21 protein-coding genes are annotated in these 21,143 nt (G+C 71.3%); 6 read left to right on the top strand and 15 right to left on the bottom strand.

The genetic code is table 11. The features are described 5' to 3' along the window. Window positions 1–75: 75 nt before the first annotated feature. Both ACIBNE_RS40515 and ACIBNE_RS40510 read left to right on the top strand, forming a co-directional pair. Window positions 76–1,077, top strand: a complete 1,002-nt coding sequence (locus tag ACIBNE_RS40515; protein ID WP_399281029.1) for an NlpC/P60 family protein — start codon at window positions 76–78, stop codon at window positions 1,075–1,077. A 256-nt stretch (window positions 1,078–1,333) separates the two neighbouring features. Continuing rightward, entirely contained in the window at window positions 1,334–2,068 is a 735-nt protein-coding gene (locus ACIBNE_RS40510; RefSeq protein WP_399281002.1) for a phosphatase PAP2 family protein, read from the top strand. 22 nt (window positions 2,069–2,090) lie between these two features. Here the strand turns inward: ACIBNE_RS40510 and ACIBNE_RS40505 are convergent, their stop codons facing one another. The 3 genes from ACIBNE_RS40505 to ACIBNE_RS40495 form a co-directional block, all read right to left on the bottom strand. Beyond that, a complete protein-coding gene (locus ACIBNE_RS40505; protein ID WP_399281000.1) occupies window positions 2,091–2,393 on the bottom strand; it encodes a hypothetical protein in 303 nt (100 codons plus the stop codon). Window positions 2,394–2,512: 119 nt separating this feature from the next. Beyond that, window positions 2,513–4,114, bottom strand: coding sequence for an FAD-binding oxidoreductase (locus ACIBNE_RS40500; protein ID WP_399280998.1), 1,602 nt, complete (start codon window positions 4,112–4,114; stop codon window positions 2,513–2,515). Window positions 4,115–4,258: 144 nt separating this feature from the next. Then, entirely contained in the window at window positions 4,259–4,390 is a 132-nt protein-coding gene (locus ACIBNE_RS40495) for a hypothetical protein (protein WP_399280996.1), read from the bottom strand. Window positions 4,391–4,553: 163 nt separating this feature from the next. Here ACIBNE_RS40495 and ACIBNE_RS40490 point away from each other — a divergent pair, with 163 nt between their 5' ends. Continuing rightward, a complete protein-coding gene (locus ACIBNE_RS40490) occupies window positions 4,554–5,366 on the top strand; it encodes a hypothetical protein (protein ID WP_399280994.1) in 813 nt (270 codons plus the stop codon). A gap of 135 nt (window positions 5,367–5,501) precedes the next feature. Here the strand turns inward: ACIBNE_RS40490 and ACIBNE_RS40485 are convergent, their stop codons facing one another. Then, window positions 5,502–5,723, bottom strand: coding sequence for a hypothetical protein (locus ACIBNE_RS40485; RefSeq protein ID WP_399281031.1), 222 nt, complete (start codon window positions 5,721–5,723; stop codon window positions 5,502–5,504). Then, window positions 5,720–6,067, bottom strand: a complete 348-nt coding sequence (locus tag ACIBNE_RS40480) for a metal-sensitive transcriptional regulator (RefSeq protein WP_399280992.1) — start codon at window positions 6,065–6,067, stop codon at window positions 5,720–5,722. The genes ACIBNE_RS40485 and ACIBNE_RS40480 overlap by 4 nt, the downstream gene beginning before the upstream one ends. Before the next feature lie 187 nt (window positions 6,068–6,254). Between ACIBNE_RS40480 and ACIBNE_RS40475 the strand changes: the two genes are divergently transcribed. Both ACIBNE_RS40475 and ACIBNE_RS40470 read left to right on the top strand, forming a co-directional pair. After that, on the top strand, window positions 6,255–6,875 hold the full coding sequence (locus tag ACIBNE_RS40475) for a DUF47 domain-containing protein (RefSeq protein WP_399280990.1): 621 nt from the start codon (window positions 6,255–6,257) through the stop codon (window positions 6,873–6,875). Between the two features lie 6 nt (window positions 6,876–6,881). After that, window positions 6,882–7,880 (top strand): anion permease, encoded by a 999-nt coding sequence (locus tag ACIBNE_RS40470; RefSeq protein ID WP_399280988.1) that lies wholly within the window; start codon window positions 6,882–6,884, stop codon window positions 7,878–7,880. 106 nt (window positions 7,881–7,986) lie between these two features. Here the strand turns inward: ACIBNE_RS40470 and pstB are convergent, their stop codons facing one another. The 10 genes from pstB to ACIBNE_RS40420 form a co-directional block, all read right to left on the bottom strand. After that, the gene (gene pstB, locus ACIBNE_RS40465; RefSeq protein WP_399280986.1) at window positions 7,987–8,763 is read right to left on the bottom strand and encodes a phosphate ABC transporter ATP-binding protein PstB; all 777 of its coding nucleotides are present in this window, start codon (window positions 8,761–8,763) and stop codon (window positions 7,987–7,989) included. A gap of 26 nt (window positions 8,764–8,789) precedes the next feature. Continuing rightward, the gene (pstA, locus tag ACIBNE_RS40460; protein WP_399280984.1) at window positions 8,790–9,863 is read right to left on the bottom strand and encodes a phosphate ABC transporter permease PstA; all 1,074 of its coding nucleotides are present in this window, start codon (window positions 9,861–9,863) and stop codon (window positions 8,790–8,792) included. Further along, window positions 9,863–10,837: a phosphate ABC transporter permease subunit PstC gene (gene pstC, locus ACIBNE_RS40455; RefSeq protein ID WP_399280982.1), complete on the bottom strand. Its 975-nt coding sequence runs from the start codon at window positions 10,835–10,837 to the stop codon at window positions 9,863–9,865. Before pstC ends, pstA begins: the two co-directional genes overlap by 1 nt. Window positions 10,838–11,003: 166 nt before the next feature. Continuing rightward, window positions 11,004–12,137 (bottom strand): phosphate ABC transporter substrate-binding protein PstS, encoded by a 1,134-nt coding sequence (gene pstS, locus ACIBNE_RS40450; RefSeq protein WP_399280980.1) that lies wholly within the window; start codon window positions 12,135–12,137, stop codon window positions 11,004–11,006. Window positions 12,138–12,424: 287 nt separating this feature from the next. Next, a complete protein-coding gene (locus ACIBNE_RS40445) occupies window positions 12,425–12,847 on the bottom strand; it encodes an NUDIX hydrolase (RefSeq protein ID WP_399280978.1) in 423 nt (140 codons plus the stop codon). Further along, window positions 12,844–13,782: a CHAD domain-containing protein gene (locus ACIBNE_RS40440; RefSeq protein ID WP_399280976.1), complete on the bottom strand. Its 939-nt coding sequence runs from the start codon at window positions 13,780–13,782 to the stop codon at window positions 12,844–12,846. Before ACIBNE_RS40440 ends, ACIBNE_RS40445 begins: the two co-directional genes overlap by 4 nt. After that, window positions 13,769–15,997 (bottom strand): RNA degradosome polyphosphate kinase, encoded by a 2,229-nt coding sequence (locus ACIBNE_RS40435; RefSeq protein ID WP_399281028.1) that lies wholly within the window; start codon window positions 15,995–15,997, stop codon window positions 13,769–13,771. The genes ACIBNE_RS40440 and ACIBNE_RS40435 overlap by 14 nt, the downstream gene beginning before the upstream one ends. Before the next feature lie 270 nt (window positions 15,998–16,267). Then, window positions 16,268–16,834, bottom strand: coding sequence for a hypothetical protein (locus ACIBNE_RS40430; protein ID WP_399280974.1), 567 nt, complete (start codon window positions 16,832–16,834; stop codon window positions 16,268–16,270). 86 nt (window positions 16,835–16,920) lie between these two features. Then, window positions 16,921–17,844 carry a mycothiol synthase gene (gene mshD / locus ACIBNE_RS40425; RefSeq protein ID WP_399280972.1) on the bottom strand — a complete coding sequence of 308 codons (924 nt, stop codon included), beginning with the start codon at window positions 17,842–17,844 and terminating at the stop codon, window positions 16,921–16,923. Window positions 17,845–17,916: 72 nt separating this feature from the next. After that, window positions 17,917–18,996 (bottom strand): YhcG family protein, encoded by a 1,080-nt coding sequence (locus ACIBNE_RS40420; protein ID WP_399280970.1) that lies wholly within the window; start codon window positions 18,994–18,996, stop codon window positions 17,917–17,919. 176 nt (window positions 18,997–19,172) lie between these two features. On the opposite strand from ACIBNE_RS40420, the gene ACIBNE_RS40415 reads away from it, so the two are divergent. Then, window positions 19,173–21,014 carry a bifunctional metallophosphatase/5'-nucleotidase gene (locus ACIBNE_RS40415; protein WP_399280968.1) on the top strand — a complete coding sequence of 614 codons (1,842 nt, stop codon included), beginning with the start codon at window positions 19,173–19,175 and terminating at the stop codon, window positions 21,012–21,014. Window positions 21,015–21,143: the final 129 nt, after the last annotated feature.

The raw sequence follows: 21,143 nt of genomic DNA, 5'->3' as shown, positions 1-21,143 counted from the left end.
TGATCCGGCTCGCTCGCGAAAAGTGCGGTGAAACTCCGTTCGATGGGGCAGGGTTGATGGGTGCGCAAAGTATGGGTGTTCGGTGGAGCGGGGATCGGGCTCGCCCTGTCCTTCATCGCGCTGCTCGTCGTGGGCACCTACTCGGCGGCGGCCGGGATCGCGGGCGGCGCCGGGGGCGGCCGGGGCGCCGTCGCGCTGGCCAAGGGCGCGGTGCCGGCGCTCTACCAGCCGCTCGTGCAGAAGTGGGGCAACCTCTGCCCCGCCATCAACCCCGCGCTGCTGGCCGCCCAGCTCTACCAGGAGTCCGGGTTCGACCCGAAGGTCTCCAGCCCCGCCAACGCCCAGGGCATCGCCCAGTTCATCCCGGGCACGTGGGCGACGCACGGCATCGACGGCGACCGGGACGGCGACCGGGACGTCTGGGACCCGGCCGACGCGATCCCGTCGGCGGCCTCGTACGACTGCGAATTGGCCGGATACGTCAAGAAGGCGCCGGGCGACCCGACGGACAACATGCTCGCCGCGTACAACGCGGGCGCGTACGCGGTCATCAAGTACGGCGGCGTGCCGCCGTACCGCGAGACGCAGAACTACGTGAAGATCATCCGGTCCCTGGAGAAGAGCTTCGCCCGGCCCGTCGGCCGCGTCTCGCCGTCCCGACAGGCCGCGGGCGCCATCTACTTCGCGCAGGAGAAGCTCGGCACGAAGTACCTGTGGGGCGGCAACGGCACGCCCGAGCAGGGCGGCCGCTTCGACTGCTCGGGGCTCACCCAGGCCGCGTACCGCACGGTCGACATCGAGCTGCCGCGCGTCGCCAACGACCAGTACAACGCGGGCCCGCACCCGTCCAGGGACGAACTGCTCCCGGGCGACCTGGTGTTCTTCTCGGACGACCTCGCCAACTCGCGGGCGATCCGGCACGTCGGCCTCTACGTGGGCGGCGGGTACATGATCAACGCGCCGTACACCGGGGCCGTGATCCGGTTCGACAAGATCGACACGCCGGACTACTTCGGCGCGACCCGGGTCACCAAGGACGGCGCCGCAGCGCTTCCGAGGTTCGGTACGGAGGGATGACGGGGTCGCGGCGGTGGCCGGAACTCTCCGTAAAGCCAAGGCCCTGAGCTGCGACGATGAGTCACTCTTCGATAACGTCATCGTGATCGTTCGGTGGAGAGTGGAACGTAGCGGGGGAGCGGGCCGTTCCCTGGGCAGTGGTACAGACGGCACTGACCATGCAGCACTGACCGCACACACACCACGGGGGTTCGTGGAGCGGCGCGCGCGTGTGCGCGCCGCTGGAGCAGACTAGGCAGGCAAGGGGCCGCGGCAGATGGCTGGACTCACGCTGGGCGCACCCCCGGCGAAGCTGGGCGAGAGCTCGAACCCGGATGTCAGCCTGCTCTACGACATCAACGGGATCGCCAAGTCCGCCCCGACGTGGTTCGACCGGGTCATGGAGTTCGTCGGCGAGTACGGCATCATGCTCGGCCTCGTCCTCGTCGCGCTGTGGTGCTGGTGGACGGTCCGCAGGCGCGGCTCGGCCGAGGACTCCGTCGCCGCCGTCACCGCGCTGGTCTGGGCGCCGCTCGCGGCCGGCGTCGCCCTGCTGATCAACATCCCGATCCGCGGGTTCGTGGAGCGGCCCAGGCCCTTCCTGGACCACCAGGGCCTCGAAGTGCTCGTCGCGGGCAAGACCGACTACTCCTTCGTCAGCGACCACTCCACGATGGCGATGGCCATCGGCGTCGGCGTGTTCGTCGCCCACCGCGGGTTCGGCCTCGCCGCGCTCGGCCTCGCGTTCGCCGAGGGCTTCTGCCGGATCTACATGGGCGTGCACTACCCGACCGACGTGGTCGGCGGCTTCGCGCTCGGCACGGCCGTGACGCTGCTCCTCGCGCCGCTCGCCATGATGCTGCTGACGCCGCTCGTGCGGGCCGTCTCCCGGTCGCGGTCGGTCGGCTGGCTGGTGCGCGACCGGCGCGCGGCGGAGCCCGTGACGGAGACCGGGCTCGGCTCGATCGGCATCCCCGAGCCGCGCGCCGCCGACAACAACCTCGCCGCGTAGCCGGACGTCCTGGCACCGGCTCTCAGGGGCGCATGCCGCTGGTGCCCTCCCGGCGCCGCAGCCGACGGATGATCACGACCGTGCCCGCCATGGCCGCGCTCGTCGAACCGATCGCCAGCGCGTAGGCCCCGGGACCCGGGGCCTCGCCCGTCGACGGACCGGCCCCGCCCCCGCCCCCGCCGGGACCGCCGCGCGCGGTCCCCTGCTCGGCGCGGACCGGTCCGCCCGGCGCGGGGCTCTCCGCGGCCCCCGCCGCCGCAGGCAGGGCGAGGACGAGTGCCGCGGCGGCGGCGCCCGCCCGGGGTATGCGGTGCGAACGGTGCATGGACACGCCCTTGGGGATCGGAAGGCCCTCTCGTACCCCCACATCAGCGGCTGTACGGGGACGGGGCCAGCCGGGCGAGTCCGTACGGGCGACACCGGTGCGCGCGGGGGCGCCCGCCCTCAGATCGCCTGCGGGAAGTCGAAGAGCCTGTCCGGGTCGTACCGCCGCTTGATCCGGGCCAGCCGGTCGGCCGCCGGACCGTAGTACGCCTTGCGCCAGTCGGTGAGGGTGGGGTCCGTGTAGTTCTGGTACGCCGCCCCGCTCGCGTACGGCCGCAGCGCGGCATGGGTGTCTTTCAGCCATTGCCGCTGCGGTGCCCCCGAGGTCCCGGGACGCCACGAGCCGATGTACTGCGCGAGCATCCGCGCGCGGCGGTGCACGAAGGCCGTGGCGAGCGGGTCGACGCGGTTCACCGCGCCGCCGAGCGCGGTCAGCGCGATCGAACCGCCGCCCGAAGGGAGCCGGGTGAACGCCTCGACGCGGGCCAGCATCCGGGCGATGCCCGCGCCCGGCAGCGCGGCGGCGTAGAAGTCGGACGCGGCGGCGTACGTCTCGCGCTGGAGGACGCCCTGCGGGGTGCGGCCCGGCGTCGGGCCCGGGAGGTGGCACTGCGCCTGGGAGAACGTCGAGCAGCCCGCGTACACCAGCATCGCTTCCTGGTAGCCGCGGCGGCGCAGCGAGACGTGGCTCGCGGGGCCGGGACCGCCGGGTCCGTCGGCGAGGCGGTCGACGGCGTTCTGGAGGTCGCCGTAGGTGCCGAGGGAGAAGGCGGCGACGGAGACCGTGGGGCCGCCGCCGCCCGCGCCGGCGGCCAGGTGCAGCGACGACCAGATCTCGTCGGGCTGGGCGGGCCCCCACTTCTGCCAGGCGGCCAGCACGGCGGTGGCCTTGCGCCACGGCCAGGTGAGGTAGGCGGAGACGGCGCTCGGGGCGGGGTGCGTACGGAAGTCCAGGCGGGTCACGACCCCGAAGTTGCCGTTGCCCGCGCCGCGCAGCGCCCAGAAGAGGTCGGGGTGCTCCCTGGCGGAGGCGGTCAGGCGCTTGCCGTCCGCGGTGACGATCTCGGCGGCGGTGAGGCTGTCGCAGGTCAGGCCGTAGGCGCGGGCGGCGACGCCGTGGCCGCCGCCGAGCGCGAGGCCGGAGACGCCGACGGTCGGGCAGGAGCCCGCGGGGATGGTGACGCGGCCGCGGGCCAGCGCGGAGTAGACGTCGATCAGCTTGGCGCCCGCGCCGACGGACGCGGTGGCGGTGCCGCGCTTCACGGTGGCGAGCGAGGAGACGTCGACGACGAGGCGGCCGTTGCCCGACGACCAGCCCGCGTACGAGTGGCCGCCGTTGCGGATCGAGACGGGGGTGCCGTGGGCGCGGGCGAAGGCCAGGCACTCGGCGATGTCGTCGGGGTGCGCGACGTACGCGACGGCGGCGGGCTTCAGGTCGTCGTAGCGGGTGTTGTAGAGCTGGCGCGCCGTGCGGTACGCGGCGTCGGCGGGCCGCACCAGCTTTCCGTCGAGCCCCCGGGCCAGGGCGGTCCAGTCGGCGGGCCGCTTCGCGGCGTGGCCGGGTTTGGGCGTGGTGCTGCCGGGGGGCGGGGTGTTGTGGGGCGTGGTGCTGCGGGGCGTGGCGCTCTGTGCGGTGGCGCTGCCGTCGGTTCCGGTGCAGGCGGCGACGGCCGCCCCGGTGAGGGCGGCGGCGGTCGCGGTGAGCAGGGTGCGGCGTTCCATGTGACCTCCCGAGGGCGAGACGGGTCCCGGGCGAGCCGGGTTCCCCGGGGGCGGGAGGTCTTTCCCCGTTGGGGAGCCGCGTTATGCGTGGGGCGGGCAGGGTTCGTGGGCCGGAAGGGGCCGAACGGGTCTCGGGTGACGGGGTCAGTTCGCGGCGTGGGCCCGCGCGTCCTCCCGGGCCCGTTCTCTGGAGCGGCGGGCGGGGCCCGTCCAACCGCAGGAGCAGCGGGCCAGGCAGAAGGCGCCGCGTTCGATCGTGGTCGTCTCGTGGAGCACGGCACCACGGTACTGGGGCCGGGTGGCCGCGTGACGGCGGGACCGTGGCGTCGTTATGGAGGGCGAGTGGGGGACTCGGAACGTGCGCGTCGCACCGCGCGTCGCACGTGGCGCGAGCACCTCATGTACCGCATGTACCGCGTGTATTGGGGGTCGGCCTGCGATGGTGCGACAGCGGAAGCTCCGGGGCGGGGCGCTCGCCGCCGTGGTGATGACGGTCGTGGCGGGCTGCGGGGCGGGCGGCGGCGACGCGGCCGGGAGCGCGGGCGCCGCGGCCGCGGGGCGGGACGGCGGCGGGCTGGTGCGGCGGGCCGCCGACGTACTGGTCTCGACCGGGAGTTCCAGGGCGAGCACGGCGCTGGAGACCGCGGCGGGCGGCACCCGACTGACCATCAGGGGCTCGGGGGCGTACGACTACCGGCAGCGGCGCGGCAGGCTGGACGTCGCCCTTCCCGACGAGACGCGCGCGCCCATCAACGAGATCCTCATGCCGGGCGTGCTCTACATGAGGAACCGGGGCGCCGGCGTGCCGGCCGGGAAGTGGGTGCGGGTCGATACCGGGTCTCCCACCGACGGCAACCTGGTGACCGGCGGCGCGATCGATCCGCTGCTCGCGGCGGAGCTGCTGCGGGGGGCGCGCACGGCGGCGTACGTGGGGGACGAGGACTTCGCCGGGGTGAAGGTCCGGCACTACCGCGGGGAGGTCGATTTGAGCCATGCCGCGCGCGTCGCCCGGCCCTACGCGCGCGGGGCGCTCGCCGTGGCGGCCGAGGGGTTCGCGGGGAAGGTCGTCCCCTTCGACGCGTACCTGGACGGGGAGGGGCGGCTGCGGAAGGTCCGGCAGAGGTTCCGTTACGCCAATCGGGGGCACTCGCTCGATGTGGCGTCGACCACCCTGCTGTACGGGTTCGGCGTCGCCGTGAAGGTGGATCTTCCCGCCAAGGGCGACATTTACGCCGGGAAGATCAAGCCATAGGGCCCTAAGGACGGGGCCGAAATGGTCCGTCCGTGCCATGCGCGGGGCGCACCCCGCTCCCTACGCTCTTAGGGAGCCGACGACGGACGGCAGGAAGAGGTGAATGCACGTGGCGCCGCCTAGTACGGCCACCGTTCAGGACCACGTGGCCCTCGCCGAGATCGAGTTGTGCGGTGAGTTGATGATCGCGGCGTCGGCTGCGGACGGGGAGCGGCTGAGCGTCGATCGGATCGACGAGGTGCTGGGGCTGCCGTTGCCCTGGGAGGACGCGGAGTAGCCCTGGCGGGCGGCCTCTTCGGGGCGCCGCGCCAGGGGCGCCCCGAAGAGGCCGCCCGCCTTCGGAGCGTCCGTGCTCACGTGCGGAGCATGCGGGCGATCGCCTTCGTGGCTTCTTCCACCTTCGCGTCGATCTCGTCGCCGCCCTTGACCGCCGCGTCCGCCACGCAGTGGCGCAGGTGTTCCTCCAGGAGCTGGAGGGCGAAGGACTGGAGCGCCTTCGTGGACGCGGAGACCTGCGTGAGTATGTCGATGCAGTAGACGTCCTCCTCCACCATCCGCTGCAGGCCCCTGATCTGCCCCTCGATCCGGCGCAGGCGCTTGACGTGCTCGCTCTTCTGGTGGTGGTAGCCGTGCACACCGGCGTCGTGGCAGGGCTGCTCGGGCTCGGCCGCCGGGGGAGTCGCTGCCTCGGTGGTCGTCATCGTTTCCTCCCGTTCAAGGGGTTGACATACCCCTCATGGGTATATGTTACCTGTTTGTGCGATTCGAGTGGGGGTCCGTGCCGCTCACTCTGCCTGATGGGCGACACTGAAACTTGCCGGTTAGCCGTGGCCGGATGATGCGCCTAGCATCAGCCTGACCGAATCCAAAGCACCCCGAGGACCCCACGTGCGCTTTCGTCTGACCCCCAGGGAGACGAGCTTCTACGACATGTTCTCCGCTTCCGCGGACAACATCGTCACGGGCTCGAAGCTCCTGATGGAACTGCTCGGGGCGGATTCCTCCGCCCGAGCCGAGATCGCGGAGCGTATGCGGGCAGCGGAGCACGCGGGGGACGACGCCACCCACGCGATCTTCCACCAGCTGAACTCCTCGTTCATCACGCCCTTCGACCGCGAGGACATCTACAACCTCGCGTCGTCGCTCGACGACATCATGGACTTCATGGAAGAGGCCGTCGACCTCGTCGTCCTCTACAACATCGAAGAGCTCCCCAAGGGCATCGAGCAGCAGATCGAGGTGCTGGCCCGTGCCGCCGAGCTCACCGCCGAGGCCATGCCGCACCTGCGGACGATGACCAATCTCACCGAGTACTGGATCGAGGTCAACCGCCTGGAGAACCAGGCCGACCAGATCCACCGCAAGCTGCTCGCCCACCTCTTCAACGGCAAGTACGACGCCATCGAGGTGCTGAAGCTGAAGCAGGTCGTGGACGTACTGGAGGAGGCGGCCGACGCCTTCGAGCACGTGGCGAACACGGTGGAGACCATCGCGGTCAAGGAGTCCTGAGGCTTCGTGGACACCTTTGCGCTGGTCGTGACCATCGGTGTCGCGCTCGGCTTCACGTATACGAACGGCTTTCACGATTCCGCGAACGCCATCGCCACGTCCGTCTCCACGCGTGCGCTGACGCCCCGCGCGGCGCTCGCCATGGCCGCGGTGATGAACCTCGCCGGTGCGTTCCTCGGCAGCGGCGTCGCCAAGACCGTCAGCGAGGGACTGATCTCCACGCCCGAGGGCTCCAAGGGCATGGGCATCCTCTTCGCCGCGCTGATCGGCGCGATCGTCTGGAACCTCGTCACCTGGTACTTCGGGCTGCCTTCCTCGTCCTCGCACGCGCTGTTCGGCGGCATGGTCGGCGCCGCGCTGGCCGGCGGCACGACCGTCTACTGGTCGGGCGTGCTGGAGAAGGTCGTCATCCCGATGTTCGTGTCCCCGTTCGTGGGACTGATCCTCGGCTACCTGGTGATGGTCGGGATCCTGTGGATGTTCCGCAAGGCCAACCCGCACAAGGCCAAGCGCGGCTTCCGCATCGCGCAGACCGTCTCGGCCGCCGCGATGGCGCTCGGCCACGGCCTCCAGGACGCCCAGAAGACCATGGGCATCGTGGTGATGGCGCTGGTCATCGCCGACGTCGAGGACCAGGGCGACGCGATTCCGGTCTGGGTGAAGATCGCCTGTGCGGTGACGCTCTCGCTCGGTACGTACGCGGGCGGCTGGCGCATCATGCGTACGCTCGGCCGGCGGATCATCGAGCTGGACCCGCCGCAGGGCTTCGCGGCCGAGACGACCGCGGCGTCCGTGATGTACACCGCGTCGTTCATGTTCCACGCGCCGATCTCCACCACGCACGTCATCACCTCGGCGATCATGGGCGTCGGCTCGACCAAGGGGTCGCGGGCCGTCCGCTGGGGCGTCGCGAAGAACATCGTGCTCGGCTGGTTCATCACGATGCCCGCCGCGGCCGCGGTCGCGGGGCTCAGTTACTTCGTGGTCAAGCTCTGCTTCGGCTAGCGCCCGACGGCGCATGGGTCGGCCCCTCCTCTCACCGAGAGGAGGGGCCGACCTCTTTCTGTCTTGCGGTGGCACCGCCATGCAGCACCGCAAGTCTGGGGGAGACCTATCCGAAGCGGCCCGAGATGTAGTCCTCGGTCGCCTGGACGGACGGGTTGGCGAAGATCCGCTCCGTCTCGTCGATCTCGATGAGCTTGCCGGGCTGGCCGACCGCCGCGAGGTTGAAGAACGCGGTGCGGTCGGAGACGCGCGCGGCCTGCTGCATGTTGTGCGTCACGATGACGATCGTGAAGCGCTCCTTCAGCTCGCCGATCAGGTCCTCGATCGCGAGGGTGGAGATCGGGTCGAGCGCGGAGCACGGCTCGTCCATCAGCAGCACGTCGGGCTCGACCGCGATGGCGCGGGCGATGCACAGGCGCTGCTGCTGACCGCCGGAGAGGCCGGAGCCGGGCTTGTTCAGGCGGTCCTTGACCTCGTTCCAGAGGTTGGCGCCCTTGAGCGACTTCTCGACGACGTCGTTCAGCTCGGACTTCCGGTACTTGCCGTTGAGCCGCAGGCCCGCCGCCACGTTGTCGAAGATCGACATGGTGGGGAAGGGGTTGGGGCGCTGGAACACCATGCCGACCGTGCGGCGCACCGCGACGGGGTCGACACCGGAGCCGTACAGGTTCTCGTCGTCCAGCAGCACCTTGCCCTCGACGCGGCCGCCGGGGGTGACCTCGTGCATGCGGTTGAGGGTGCGCAGGAACGTGGACTTGCCGCAGCCGGAGGGGCCGATGAAGGCCGTCACCGAGCGGGGCTCGACCGTCATCGAGATGTCGTCGATCGCCTTGTGGGCGCCGTAGTACGCGGAGAGGCCGCTGACGTCGATTCGCTTGGCCATCTGAATCACTTCTTCCAGTTGCCGCGTCAGCGGCCGGTCTTCGGGGCCTTCCAGCGGGCGATGCCGCGGGCCACCAGATTGAGGATCATGACGAAGGCGATGAGGACGAGGGCAGCGGCCCAGGCGCGGTCGTACGACGCCTCGCTGCCGACCCGGTACTGCTCCCAGATGTAGAAGGGGAGCGAGGACTGGGGGCCTTCGAAGGGGTTGCTGTTGATCAGCTGGCTGCCGAAGACCAGCAGCATGATCGGGGCGGTCTCACCGGCGATGCGGGCGACGGCGAGCATGACGCCCGTCGTGATGCCGCCGATCGCGGTCGGGATGACCACCTTGAGGATCACGCGCCACTTCGGGACGCCGAGGGCGAGTGCCGCTTCGCGCAGCTCGTTCGGGACGAGCTTCAGCATCTCCTCGGTGGAGCGGACGACGACCGGCAGCATCAGGATCGTCAGGGCGAGCGAGCCCATCAGACCGGACGGCGGCAGGTCCGCGAGCAGCATGATCGAGAGGATGAAGAGGCCCGCGACGATCGACGGGATGCCGGTCATGACGTCGACGAAGAACGTGACGGCCTTGGCCAGCGCGCCCTTGCCGTACTCGACCAGGTAGACGGCGGTCAGCAGGCCGAGCGGGGCGGAGATGACGGTCGCGATGCCGACCTGCTCCAGCGTGCCGATGATGGCGTGGTACGCGCCGCCGCCCGGCTCGAAGCCGGTGACGCCGGCCATCGAGTGGGAGAGGAAGTAGCCGTCGAGGACCTTGATGCCCTTGCTGACGGTCATCCAGATCAGCGAGAACAGCGGGACGATCGCGAGGACGAACGACACCCAGATGAGGCTGGTGGCGACGCGGTCCTTGGCCTGGCGGCGGTTCTCGACCACCGAGGTGGCGACGTACGTGATGAGGACGTACAGCAGGGCGGAGATCAGGCCCCACTGGACGCGGCTGGAGAGGTCGAAGACCACGCCGATGCCGATGCCGAGGAGGATCGCGGCGGCCGCGAAGCCGAGGGGGGCCCAGCGGGGCAGGCCGCGGCGGCTGAGGGAGCCCTCGCGCGGCGCCTCCGCGACGGGAGGTGCGTCCTGGATTGCGGTGCTCATCAGGCGTTCGCCCCCGAGTACTCCTTGCGGCGCGCGATGATCAGGCGGGCCGCGCCGTTGACCAGCAGGGTGAGGAGGAAGAGGACCAGGCCGGAGGCGATCAGGGCGTCGCGCCCGAACTCGTTGGCCTCGTCGAACTTCGCTGCGATGTTCTGGGCGAAGGTGCCGCCGCCCGGGTCGAGCACGTGGAAGGAGAGCACGTAGCTCGGGGAGAGCACGGTCGCGACGGCCATCGTCTCGCCGAGCGCGCGGCCGAGGCCCAGCATCGAGGCGGAGATGACGCCGGAGCGGCCGAAGGGGAGCACCGACATGCGGATGACCTCCCAGCGGGTCGCGCCGAGCGCGAGGGCGGCCTCCTCGTTCATCCGCGGGACCTGGAGGAACACCTCGCGGCTGACGCTGGTCACGATCGGCAGGATCATGATCGCGAGCAGGATGCCGACGGTGAACATCGAGCGGGCGACGCCCACTTCGGTCTTGTCGAGGAGGTACGTCCAGCCCAGGTACTCGTCGAGCCAGAGGTTCAGGCCCTCCAGGTACGGGACGAGGAAGACGGCGCCCCAGACGCCGTAGACGATCGACGGCACGGCGGCCAGCAGGTCGACCACGTAGGCGAGGGGCGAGGCCAGCTTGCGCGGCGCGTAGTGGGAGATGAAGAGGGCGATGCCGACGGCGACCGGGACCGCGATGGCCATCGCGATGACCGAGCTGAGGACGGTGCCGAAGAGGAGGACCGCGATGCCGAAGACGGGCGGGTCGCCCGCGGGGTCCCAGTCGAACTCGGTGAGGAAGTTGCCCTCGTTGTCGGCGAGGGCGACGCTCGCGCGGTAGGTGAGGAACACGGCGATGGACGCCATGACCACGAGCAGGAGGATGCCGGAGCCCCGGGAGAGCCCGGCGAAGATCTTGTCGCCCGCGCGGCCGGTCGATGAGGCCTTGGGCGGTGGGGTGTCTATCGGTGTGGTGGAAGCCATGGTCTTTCCGGTCTGTGTGGGGGACCGGCTTTCGGGTCCCCTGGCGGCGGTGCACCGGATGGAGGGAGGAGGGCGGGCGGGGCCGGGGGAGCGGCCCCGCCCGTCTCCGTGGCTCTGTGAGCCGTAACTCTGTGAGCCGTAACTCTGTGAGCTGTGGAGCCTTCGGTTACGAGAGGGACGCGATGGTCTCGCGGACCTTGGCGTTGATCTCGGTCGGGATCGGCGCGTAGCCGATGCCCGCGAGCGCCTTCTGGCCCTCGTCGGAGGCGGTGTAGTTCAGGAAGGACTTCACCGAGCCGAGGGTCTCGGCCTTGTTGCCCTTGTCGCAGACGATCTCGTACGTGACCAGGATCAGCGGGTAGGCGCCGTCGGCCTTGGTCGTGTAGTCGAGGTCGAGCGCCAGGTCCTTGCCGGTGCCCTTGACCTTGGCGGCGGCGATGGCCTTGGAGGCGTTCTCCGGGGTGGCCGCGACCGGGGCGGCGGCACCGGTGTTCACCTGGACGGTGGAGATGGACTGCGCGGTGGCGTACGAGAGCTCGAAGTAGCCGATCGCGCCCTCGACCTGCTTCACCTGGGCGGCGAGGTCGGAGGAGCCGCCGGCCGCCTGGCCGTTGGGGGCGGGCCACTTCTTCTCGGCCTCGTAGGGCCAGTCGGCCTTGGCGGACTTGCCGAGGTACTTGCCGAAGTTCTGCGTGGTGCCGGAGTCACCCGAGCGGTGGAAGTGCTGGATCGCCTTGTCCGGGAGCTTGGCGTTCGGGTTGAGCTTGACGATCGCCGGGTCGTTCCACTTCTTGATCTTGTCGTTGAAGATCTTGGCGATCGTGGGGGCGTCGAGGACCAGGTCCTTGACGTCCGGCAGGTTGTAGCCGATGGCGATGGGGCCGCCGACCATCGGCAGGTTGATGCCCTGGCCGCCCTTGCAGATCTTCTTCGAGGCCTCGACCTCGTCCGGCTTCAGCGCCGAGTCCGAACCGGCGAAGCCCACGCGGCCCTGGTTGAAGGCGACGATGCCCTCGCCGGAGGAGATCGCGCGGTAGTTGACCGTCGACTCCTTGCAGGCCGCCAGGTAGTTCTTCACCCAGACGTCCATGGCGTTCTTCTGCGCGGAGGAGCCCGACGCGAGCAGCTGACCCTTGGCGCCGTCGCACTTGATGTTCGACGCGGCGTTGGTCTTGTCGCCGGTGCTGCCGGTGGAGCCGCTGTTGTCGTCCGAGCCGCACGCCGTGAGGACCAGGGCGCCGGAGACGGCGAGGGCACCGAGCGCGGTGGCGCGAAGCCGGTTCTTGCGCTGAAGCTTCACTGAGGGTGTTCCTTCCAGGAGCCGCCGGGTCTCTCGTTCTACGGCGGCGTGCGTTGGCTTGGGCGTATCCGGCGGTGTGCCGTTCACCTTGTAAAGCCGAAATTAGGCAGATCAGGTGAAGTGACTCATGGAAGAGAGTGAACGGACGGTGAACCGTGACCGGCCATGTGGTGGCCGCGTACGCGCCGGGGCGCACGTCCAATTGCCGCGCGCCCCCAAGATGCGCGCGGGCGTGCGCGGGCACGCCCCGCGGGCCCCGGAGGGCGTACGGCGGGGGAGGGGCGGTTTCAGGCCGCGGGCAGGGCCGCGCGCAGCGCGTCGACCAGCCGGCGGTCGTGGTTCTGGGTGAGGCGGTTGCGGGCGGTGGCGGGCGGCAGCCACAGGACCCGGTCCACCTCGCTGTTGGGCTCGAACTCGCCGTCGGTGGCCCGCGCCGCCCAGTAGCGGACCTCCTTGGGCCGGCCGTTCGCCACGTACCGCACCGTGGGCAGCGCCGGGCCCGGCTCGCAGTGGAAGCCGGTCTCCTCCAGGACCTCGCGCACCGCGCCCGTCAGCGCGTCCTCGCCGCGCTTGAGCTTGCCCTTGGGGTACGACCAGTCGTCGTACCTGGGCCGGTGGACGAGGCACAGCTCCAGGCCGTCGTCGAAGGGCGAGTGCCGCCACAGGACGCAGCCCGCGGCGAGCACCGTGCCGTTCGCCGTGCGGCTCACGGCAGCTGCCAGGAGCGGCGGAAGGCGCGCCGGGCCGCGGCGACCTCGTGCCGCTGGTCGGCGTGCAGGACGCCCAGCGCGTACGCGGTCGCCGGGGCGATGCGCGGGGTGCGGGCGGCAGCGGCGGCGGCGGTCGCGGCCTCGGCCGCGTCGCGGTGGATGTCCAGCGCGACCACCGAGTCGCCCGGCACCTGCGGGCCGCCGGTCACCTCCTGGGCGTACCGGTGCAGCCGCAGCAGTCTGCGCACCTGGTGCCAGGGCGCGTCCTGGGTCTCGTCGTACGGCTCCGCCGTGCTCGGCGCGAGCGCGCCGACGGCGGTCTCCAGCTGGTCGCGGGCGTGCGTGGCCTGGCCCGCGAGGTGGGTGGAGCCGGGGGTGGCGAGCGGCACGTCGGAGGCCAGCAGCGCGACGGCGTCGGCGACCGCGTGGAACCGCGAGGAGCCGAGGGCCTGGAGCGCGGCGGAGTGGGCGCGGGTCCTGGCCAGGGTCAGCTGGCGCTCCAGGAGGGCCCCGGCGCGGGCCGTGCCGACGGCCAGCTTGGGCGTGGCGGCGCCGTCGCCGCGCTGGCCGGGCAGCGGGGCCGGGTCGGAGAGCCGGTGCAGCGAGTCCATGAGGCGCGCGAGGCGCGCGGTGCAGGCGTGTTCGCGGGCCAGGGTGCCGGAGAACCAGGACAGCTCGGTGCGCAGGTCGTCGGCCCACACCGGGTCCAGGAGGGGGCGGAAGACCCGCAGGGCGCCGCCGATGCGGCGGGCCGAGCGGCGCAGGGCCAGCGCGGACTCGTCGGTCGTGGGTCCCTCCCCGTCGAGCGCGCGCAGGAACTCGGCGGACCTGGCGTGCAGGTAGGGGGCGAGGGACGCACCGGCCGTCGGGGGCGGTCCGGTGGGTGCCAGGGCCGTTTCGGCCGTCGGCTCGGCGGTGGTTTCAGGGCTTTGCACGCCTGCGCCTCCGGGCGTCAATGAGCATTTCCTGTACGTTCCGCAGCGGCTGGCCCTCGGGGTCCGTGGCGTGCCGGGTCCAGTTGCCGTCCGCGCCGAGGTGCCAGGACGAGGTGGAGTCGGACATGCCGGTCTCCAGCAGGCGGCTGAGCGCCGCGCGGTGCGCCGGGTCGGTGACCCGTACCAGCGCCTCGATCCTGCGGTCGAGATTGCGGTGCATCATGTCGGCGCTGCCCAGCCACACCTCGGGCTCGCCGCCGTTGCCGAAGGCGAAGACCCGGGAGTGCTCCAGGAAGCGGCCGAGCACGGACCTGACCCGGACGTTCTCCGAGAGGCCCACGACGCCGGGGCGTATCGCACAGATGCCGCGTACCCAGATGTCGACGGGCACACCCGCCATCGACGCGCGGTAGCAGGCGTCGATGATCGCCTCGTCGACCATCGAGTTGACCTTGATGCGCACGTGGGCGGGGCGGCCCGCGCGGTGGTGCGCGACCTCCTTGTTGATCCGCGCGACCAGGCCGTCGCGGAGCGACTTGGGGGCGACGAGCAGCCGGCGGTAGGTCTCGCGGCGGGAGTAGCCGGAGAGCCGGTTGAAGAGGTCGGAGAGGTCGGCGCCGACCTGCGGGTCGGCGGTGAGCAGCCCCAGGTCCTCGTAGAGGCGGGCCGTCTTGGGGTGGTAGTTGCCGGTGCCGACGTGGCTGTAGCGGCGCAGCGTCTCGCCCTCCTGGCGCACCACCAGGGAGAGCTTGCAGTGGGTCTTGAGGCCGACGAGCCCGTACACGACGTGGCAGCCCGCCTCCTCCAGCTTGCGGGCCCACTTGATGTTGGCCTGCTCGTCGAAGCGCGCCTTGATCTCGACGAGGACGAGTACCTGCTTGCCGGACTCGGCCGCGTCGATGAGCGCGTCGACTATCGGCGAGTCGCCCGAGGTGCGGTACAGCGTCTGCTTGATGGCCAGTACGTCGGGGTCGGCCGCCGCCTGCTCCAGGAACGCCTGCACGGAGGTGGAGAAGGAGTCGTACGGGTGGTGGAGCAGCACGTCCCGCTCGCGCAGCGCGGCGAAGATGTCGGGCGCGGACGCGGACTCGACCTCGGCGAGGTCGCGGTGGGTGCCAGCGACGAACTTGGGGTACTTCAGCTCGGGCCGGTCCAGGGCCGCGATGCCGAAGAGGCCGGTGAGGTCCAGGGGACCGGGGAGCGGGTACACCTCGGAGTCGGAGACCTTCAGCTCCCGTACGAGCAGGTCCAGGACGTACGGGTCGATGGACTCCTCGACCTCCAGGCGCACCGGCGGGCCGAAGCGGCGCCGCATCAGCTCCTTCTCCAGGGCCTGGAGCAGGTTCTCCGCGTCGTCCTCCTCGACCTCCAGGTCCTCGTTGCGGGTCACCCGGAACATGTGGTGCGCGAGCACCTCCATGCCGGGGAACAGCTCTTCGAGGTGGGCCGCGATGACGTCCTCCAGCGGGACGTACCGCTGCGGGGAGGCCTCCAGGAAGCGGGAGAGCAGCGGCGGGACCTTGACGCGCGCGAAGTGGCGGTGGCCGCTGACCGGGTTGCGGACGACGACCGCGAGGTTGAGGGAGAGGCCCGAGATGTACGGGAAGGGGTGCGCCGGGTCGACCGCGAGGGGGGTCAGGACCGGGAAGATCTGCTGGCGGAACAGGGTGAACAGGCGGGCCTGCTCCTTCTCCGTCAGTTCCGGCCAGCGGATGAGGTGGACGCCCTCGTCGGCGAGCGCGGGCGCGATGTCCTGCTGGTAGCAGGCGGCGTGCCGGGCCATGAGCTCGCGCGAGCGCGTCCAGATCAGGTCCAGGACCTCGCGGGGCTGGAGGCCGGAGGCGGAGCGGGTGGCGACGCCGGTCGCGATGCGGCGCTTGAGGCCCGCGACGCGGACCATGAAGAACTCGTCCAGGTTCGAGGCGAAGATCGCGAGGAAATTAGCCCGTTCGAGGAGGGGGGTGGCCGGGTCCTCGGCCAGTTCGAGCACGCGCTCGTTGAACGCGAGCCAGCTGCGCTCGCGGTCCAGGAAGCGGCCGCTGGGCAGCTCGGGGCCCGCGCCGCTGTCCTCCTCGTACGCGTCGAGGTCGGCGTCGAGGTCGGGCTCCAGGTCCGACACCGCGGCCGCGATGGTGTGCGGCCGGTGTGCGGCGATGGAACCGACGGAGGGCTGGGCGTGCTGGACCGGGACCTCTGCGCTGGGCTGCTGGCTCATGGGGCCATTCTTCCGCGCGTCCGTGGGTACGGGCGCGTCGGAGAGCGCCGGGGTGAGGCGGAGGATCCCGTTGCTCTCGCGGGAGTCGTCCGTCGAGGGGGTCACGGCGGGCTGCATTCCGCGAGGGTCGCAAGCTTGTCTGAATGGCTGGTAACGGTGACATGACGTATGGGGGAGCGGGGCGCCCTGACGGGGCTTCCGCCGGGGGCGGCGCCGGTCGTCGGCGCCGCCCCCGGCAGGGGCGCGGGGCCCGGGGTGCGGGGCCCGGTGTCAGGCGTGCAGGCGGTGGAGTGCGCGGAAGGCCAGGGCGGTGGCGGTCGCCGCCAGTGCCAGCAGGATGCCGGTCTCCACCAGTTGCAGTGGCCAGAAGTGCGGCAAGGGAGGGTACCCGCCGGACGCGGTGGTCCTGCCGTCGGCCGGCCGCCAGGAGCCGAAGCCGGTGACGACCGTCGGCCGCAGGTGGGGGCGGAGGGCGTCCATGAGGTACGTCAGTCCCGCGGTCACCGCTGCCGCCGCGGTGAGCGCGGGCAGGGTGCGGCGCAGCAGGAGCCCGGCCAGCGCGCCGGTCGCGACGCCGAAGAGGCAGTACGCGGTGGTGACGGTGCCGATGCCGAAGTAGACGGCCGTCTCGTACCAGAACGCGGGGTAGTTCTCGTCGGGGGACGTCGTCCACGCCCAGCGGTAGACGCCCACCGTCACGGCGGTGCCCGCGACGACGACGGCCGCGGCGGTCACCAGCTTCGCGGCCAGCCAGCGCGCGGGCGGGGCGATCAGGAGCATCCCTGTCTTGACGATGACGGCGTTGAAGGCCAGCTGGGAGTCGAGGAAGCTACCCACCTGACTGCCGCAGTCCCTCGTGGTGACCGCCACCGAGCAGCCCGTCCCCGCGAACTCGTCGGCCGCCGCCCCCTTGCCGCTGTGGGTCAGGACTCCGTGCGGTACATCAGGTCCACCTCGTGCGTGGCGAAGCCGAGCCGCTCGTACACCGTCACCGCCGCCGTGTTGTCCGCGTCCACGTACAGCATCGCCGTCGGCAGGCCCTCGGCCGCCAGGTGGCGCAGGCCCGTCGCGGTGAGGGCCTTGCCGAGGCCGCCGCCCTGTGCGTCGGGCGCGATGCCGACCACGTACACCTCGCCCAGCCGCTCCGCCGCGTGGACCTTCGTCCAGTGGAAGCCGATCAGCTCGCCGTCGCGCTCCGCGAGGAAGAAGCCCTTCGGGTCGAACCACGGCTCGGCCTTGCGGTCGTCGAGGTCGCGCTGGGTGAGCGCGCCCTGCTCGGGGTGGTGGGCGAACGCGGCGGCGTTCACCGCGAGCCACGCCGCGTCGTCCTGGCCGGGGACGAAGGTGCGCACCGTGACCCCCGCCGGGTACACCGGTTCCGGGACGTCCAGCGGGCTCAGCGGCCGGCGCAGCTGGCGCAGCTCGCGGAAGAGGCTGAGCCCGAGCACCTGCGCGAGGTGCCGCGCCGCGGACTTGCCGCCGTGCGCCCACACCCGCAGCCGCTTGCCGGTCGCGGCCAGCAGCGCCGCGCCCAGCGCCCGCCCGTGGCCCTGCCCGCGGTGCGCGGGGTGCACGACGAGCTCGGCCGCGGGCGCCTCGACCGGGTCGGTCTCCTCCAGCTGCGCGTATCCGGCGAGGGCGCCGTCCTGGTCGGTCAGCAGGAAGTGCCGCACGCCGGGCCGCGCCCCGCCCTTGAGCTGGAGCCTGCCCTGCTCGGACACCGCCTGCTGCCCGTCGGTCCGCGCTGCGTCGGCCAACAGCCCGAGCACGGCGGCCGCCTGCTCGGGGCCGAGCTCGTCGAGGGTCTGGATCTCACGTCGGGGCGCGGGGGCGGCTGCTTCAGTCATGCGTCCGAGGGTACGTACAGCGGGTGGCGTTGGGGGAGGGGCCGCGATCAGCCGGAGGAGTCGCCGGGGGAGTCAGGCGCCGTCGGGGTCCGGACCGGGGTGCAGCACCTTGTCGGCGATGCGCGAGAGGTCGTCGGCGCTGGGCAGCAGGGCGCGCACGGGGTCGGGCAGCGCGGCGTAGGTGCTGACGCCCAGCGGCCTGCGCTGGCTGCGGAGCGCGTACTCGACCACCGGCTGGTTCTTGCTCTCCGCGATGAGGATGCCGATGGTCGGGGCATCGACCGCCTTGTCGCGGACCAGGTCGTCGACCACCTCCACGTAGAAGCCGAGCTGCCCGAGGTGCTGGGGCGCGGCGGCCCTGGTCTTCAGCTCGACGACGACGTAGCAGTGCAGCTTGCAGTGGTAGAAGAGCAGGTCGATGCGGAACTCCTCGCCGCCGACCTCCACCGGGTACTGCCGTCCCACGAAGGCGAAGCCGAGGCCCAGCTCGGTGAGGAACGGCACGAGGTTCGCCACGAGCGCGTCCTCCAGGTCGCGCTCGGCGGGGCGGCCCGTCAGCCGGGTGAAGTCGAGCCGGTACGGATCCTTGACCACCTCCTTCGCGGCCTCGGAGCCCTCGGGGAGCGCGGTGTCGAAGTTGTTCGGGGCGGCGCCGTGCGAGAGGTGCAGGGTGCGCAGGATCGCGGAGGCGAGGTCGTCCCTCGACCAGCCGTTGAGGAGTGCGTGGCGGGTGTAGAAGTCCAGCTCGGAGGGGGTTTTGCACTTGCTCATGAGGGTGACGACATGGCCCCAGGGCAATTGGCCAACAGGCTGTTGGCCAATTCCGCCAGGCCAGGTCCTGGCCATCTGCTGCATGTACTTGAGGTTGCTGCGGCTGAACCCCCGCTGGTTGGGGAACTCCGTCCGCAGCTCGGCCGAGATGCGGTCGACCACCTTGGTGCCCCACCGCTCGCCGCGCTGCCGCTCCAGGACGGTCCGGCCGATCTCCCAGTACATCCGGAGCATCTCCGTGTTGACCTTGAGCTGGGCCCGTAGGTGCGCGCCGCGCACGATGGCCTTCAGGTCGTCGACCAGCTGGAAGAAGTCCGGCGGCAGTCCTGCGCCGGGGTTCTGGGACGGGACGGCGGGGGCCGTGGTGGTGTCGTCGTTCATGTGCACAGGCTTGCGGCGTACGCGCGTGCGGTGACGTTTCTCCACCGGGGCGTCCCCCGTACGGGTGAGAAAGGCAACCAGCTTGTAACCCGTTCCCCCCTGTCGCGCTACGCGCGTTGACCATAGGCTGCGCTCGGTTTTCCGTGTCGTACCAATGTTCGCAAAAAGGGGATTCGATGCCAGCTACGCCTCAACGGCGCCGCGTCGCGCGCCGGTTGACCGCCGGAGCCGTCGCTCTCACCGCCGCCGCCGGAGTGGTGGCCGCCGCGCTGCCCGCGGGGGCCGACAGCGGTGAGCGCCACCACGGGTCGGGCAAGCCCGGTCACGGCCACGGCCGCACCGTCGACGTGCAGCTGCTCTCCTTCAACGACCTGCACGGCAACCTGGAGCCCCCGCAGGGCTCCTCGGGCACCGTCACCGAGAAGCTGCCCGACGGCACGACCAAGGCCACCCCGGCCGGTGGCGTCGAGTACCTGGCGACCAGCCTGCGCGAGGCCCGCAAGGGCCACCGCTACTCGGTGACCGCCGCCGCGGGCGACATGATCGGCGGCAGCCCGCTGCTCTCCGGCCTCTTCCACGACGAGCCCACCGTCGAGGCGCTGAACAAGCTGGACCTGGACGTCACCAGCGTCGGCAACCACGAGTTCGACGAGGGCCGCGCCGAGCTGCTGCGCATGCAGAAGGGCGGCTGTCACCCGACCGCCGGCTGCTTCGAGAAGACGGCCTCGGGCAAGCCCAAGAAGTTCGAGGGCGCCGACTTCCCGTACCTCGCGGCCAACGTCACGGACGAGAAGACGCGCAAGCCGATCCTGAAGCCGTACTGGGTGTGGAAGAAGAACGGCGTCAAGATCGGTTTCATCGGGGTGACCCTGGAGGGCACGCCGAACGTCGTCACCGCCGAGGGCGTCAAGGGCCTGAAGTTCGGCGACGAGGTCGAGACGATCAACAAGTACGCCGCCGAGCTGAACCGGCAGGGCGTGAAGTCGATCGTCGCCCTGATCCACGAGGGCGGCCAGCCCGCCTCGGGCACGTACGACTACAACTGCGACAGCCCCGGCCCCGGCGACGGCATCTCGGGTCCGATCGTGGAGATCGCCAAGAACGTCACGCCGAAGGTGGACGCGCTGGTCACGGGCCACACCCACCAGTCGTACGCGTGCACCGTCCCCGACCCGAGCGGCCAGCCGCGCACGGTCACGTCCGCCGCGTCCATCGGCCGCCTCTACACGGACACCACGCTCACCTACGACCGCCGCACCAAGGACATCGTGCGCACGTCGGTGAAGTCGGCGAACCACATCGTCCGCCGCGACCAGGACAAGGCCGCGGACATGACCTCGCTGATCGCCCGCTGGAACGCGCTCGCCGCGCCGATCGCGAACAGGCCGCAGGGCTGGATCGCCGGTGACATCGCGGGCCGCGGCTCCACGGCGTACGAGTCCCCGCTCGGCGACGTGATCGCCGACGCGCAGCTCGAAGCGCTCTCCCCGGCCGACAAGGGCGGCGCGCAGATCGCGTTCATGAACCCGGGCGGCATCCGCTCCGACCTCGCCTACAAGGCGTCGGGGTCCGAGGGCGACGGCGTGGTGACCTACGGCGAGGCGTTCACCGTGCAGCCGTTCACCAACATGATGAACGTCGTCGACCTGACCGGCGCGCAGGTCGTCGCCGCGCTCCAGCAGCAGGTCAGCGGCTCCAACGAGGCCAAGCCCCGGATCCTCCAGATCTCCAAGGGGCTGACCTACACGCTCGACACGACGAAGACCGGCGCCGCCCGGATCGACGTCGCGTCGGTGAAGCTGAACGGCGCGGCCATCGACCCCGCCAAGACCTACCGCGTCGCGATGAACGAGTTCCTCGCGGGCGGCGGCGACGGCTTCGCGGCCCTCGGCCAGGGCAAGAACAAGCTCGTCGGCGCCTCCGACCTGGACGTCTTCAACGCCTACCTGGCGAAGAACACGGCCGCGGACAAGCCGCTGCCGGTCCCGGCGGCCGACCGCATCACGGTCGTCAAGTAGTCGAGCGGTACGGAGGGGGGGGCGGGGGGGGGGGCCCCCCCGGGGCCGCGGGCCCCCCCCCCCCCACTTTCCGAAGGGCTGTTCGTCGGGGTTTCCTACGGGCTTTACACCCCCCTGCCCGTGTATCCC

It is taken from the genome of Streptomyces sp. NPDC050504, from assembly GCF_044458065.1.
Classification (GTDB): domain Bacteria; phylum Actinomycetota; class Actinomycetes; order Streptomycetales; family Streptomycetaceae; genus Streptomyces.
Note: the sequence above shows the minus strand (reverse complement) of the source record. Positions and strands in the feature narration are given on the sequence as shown.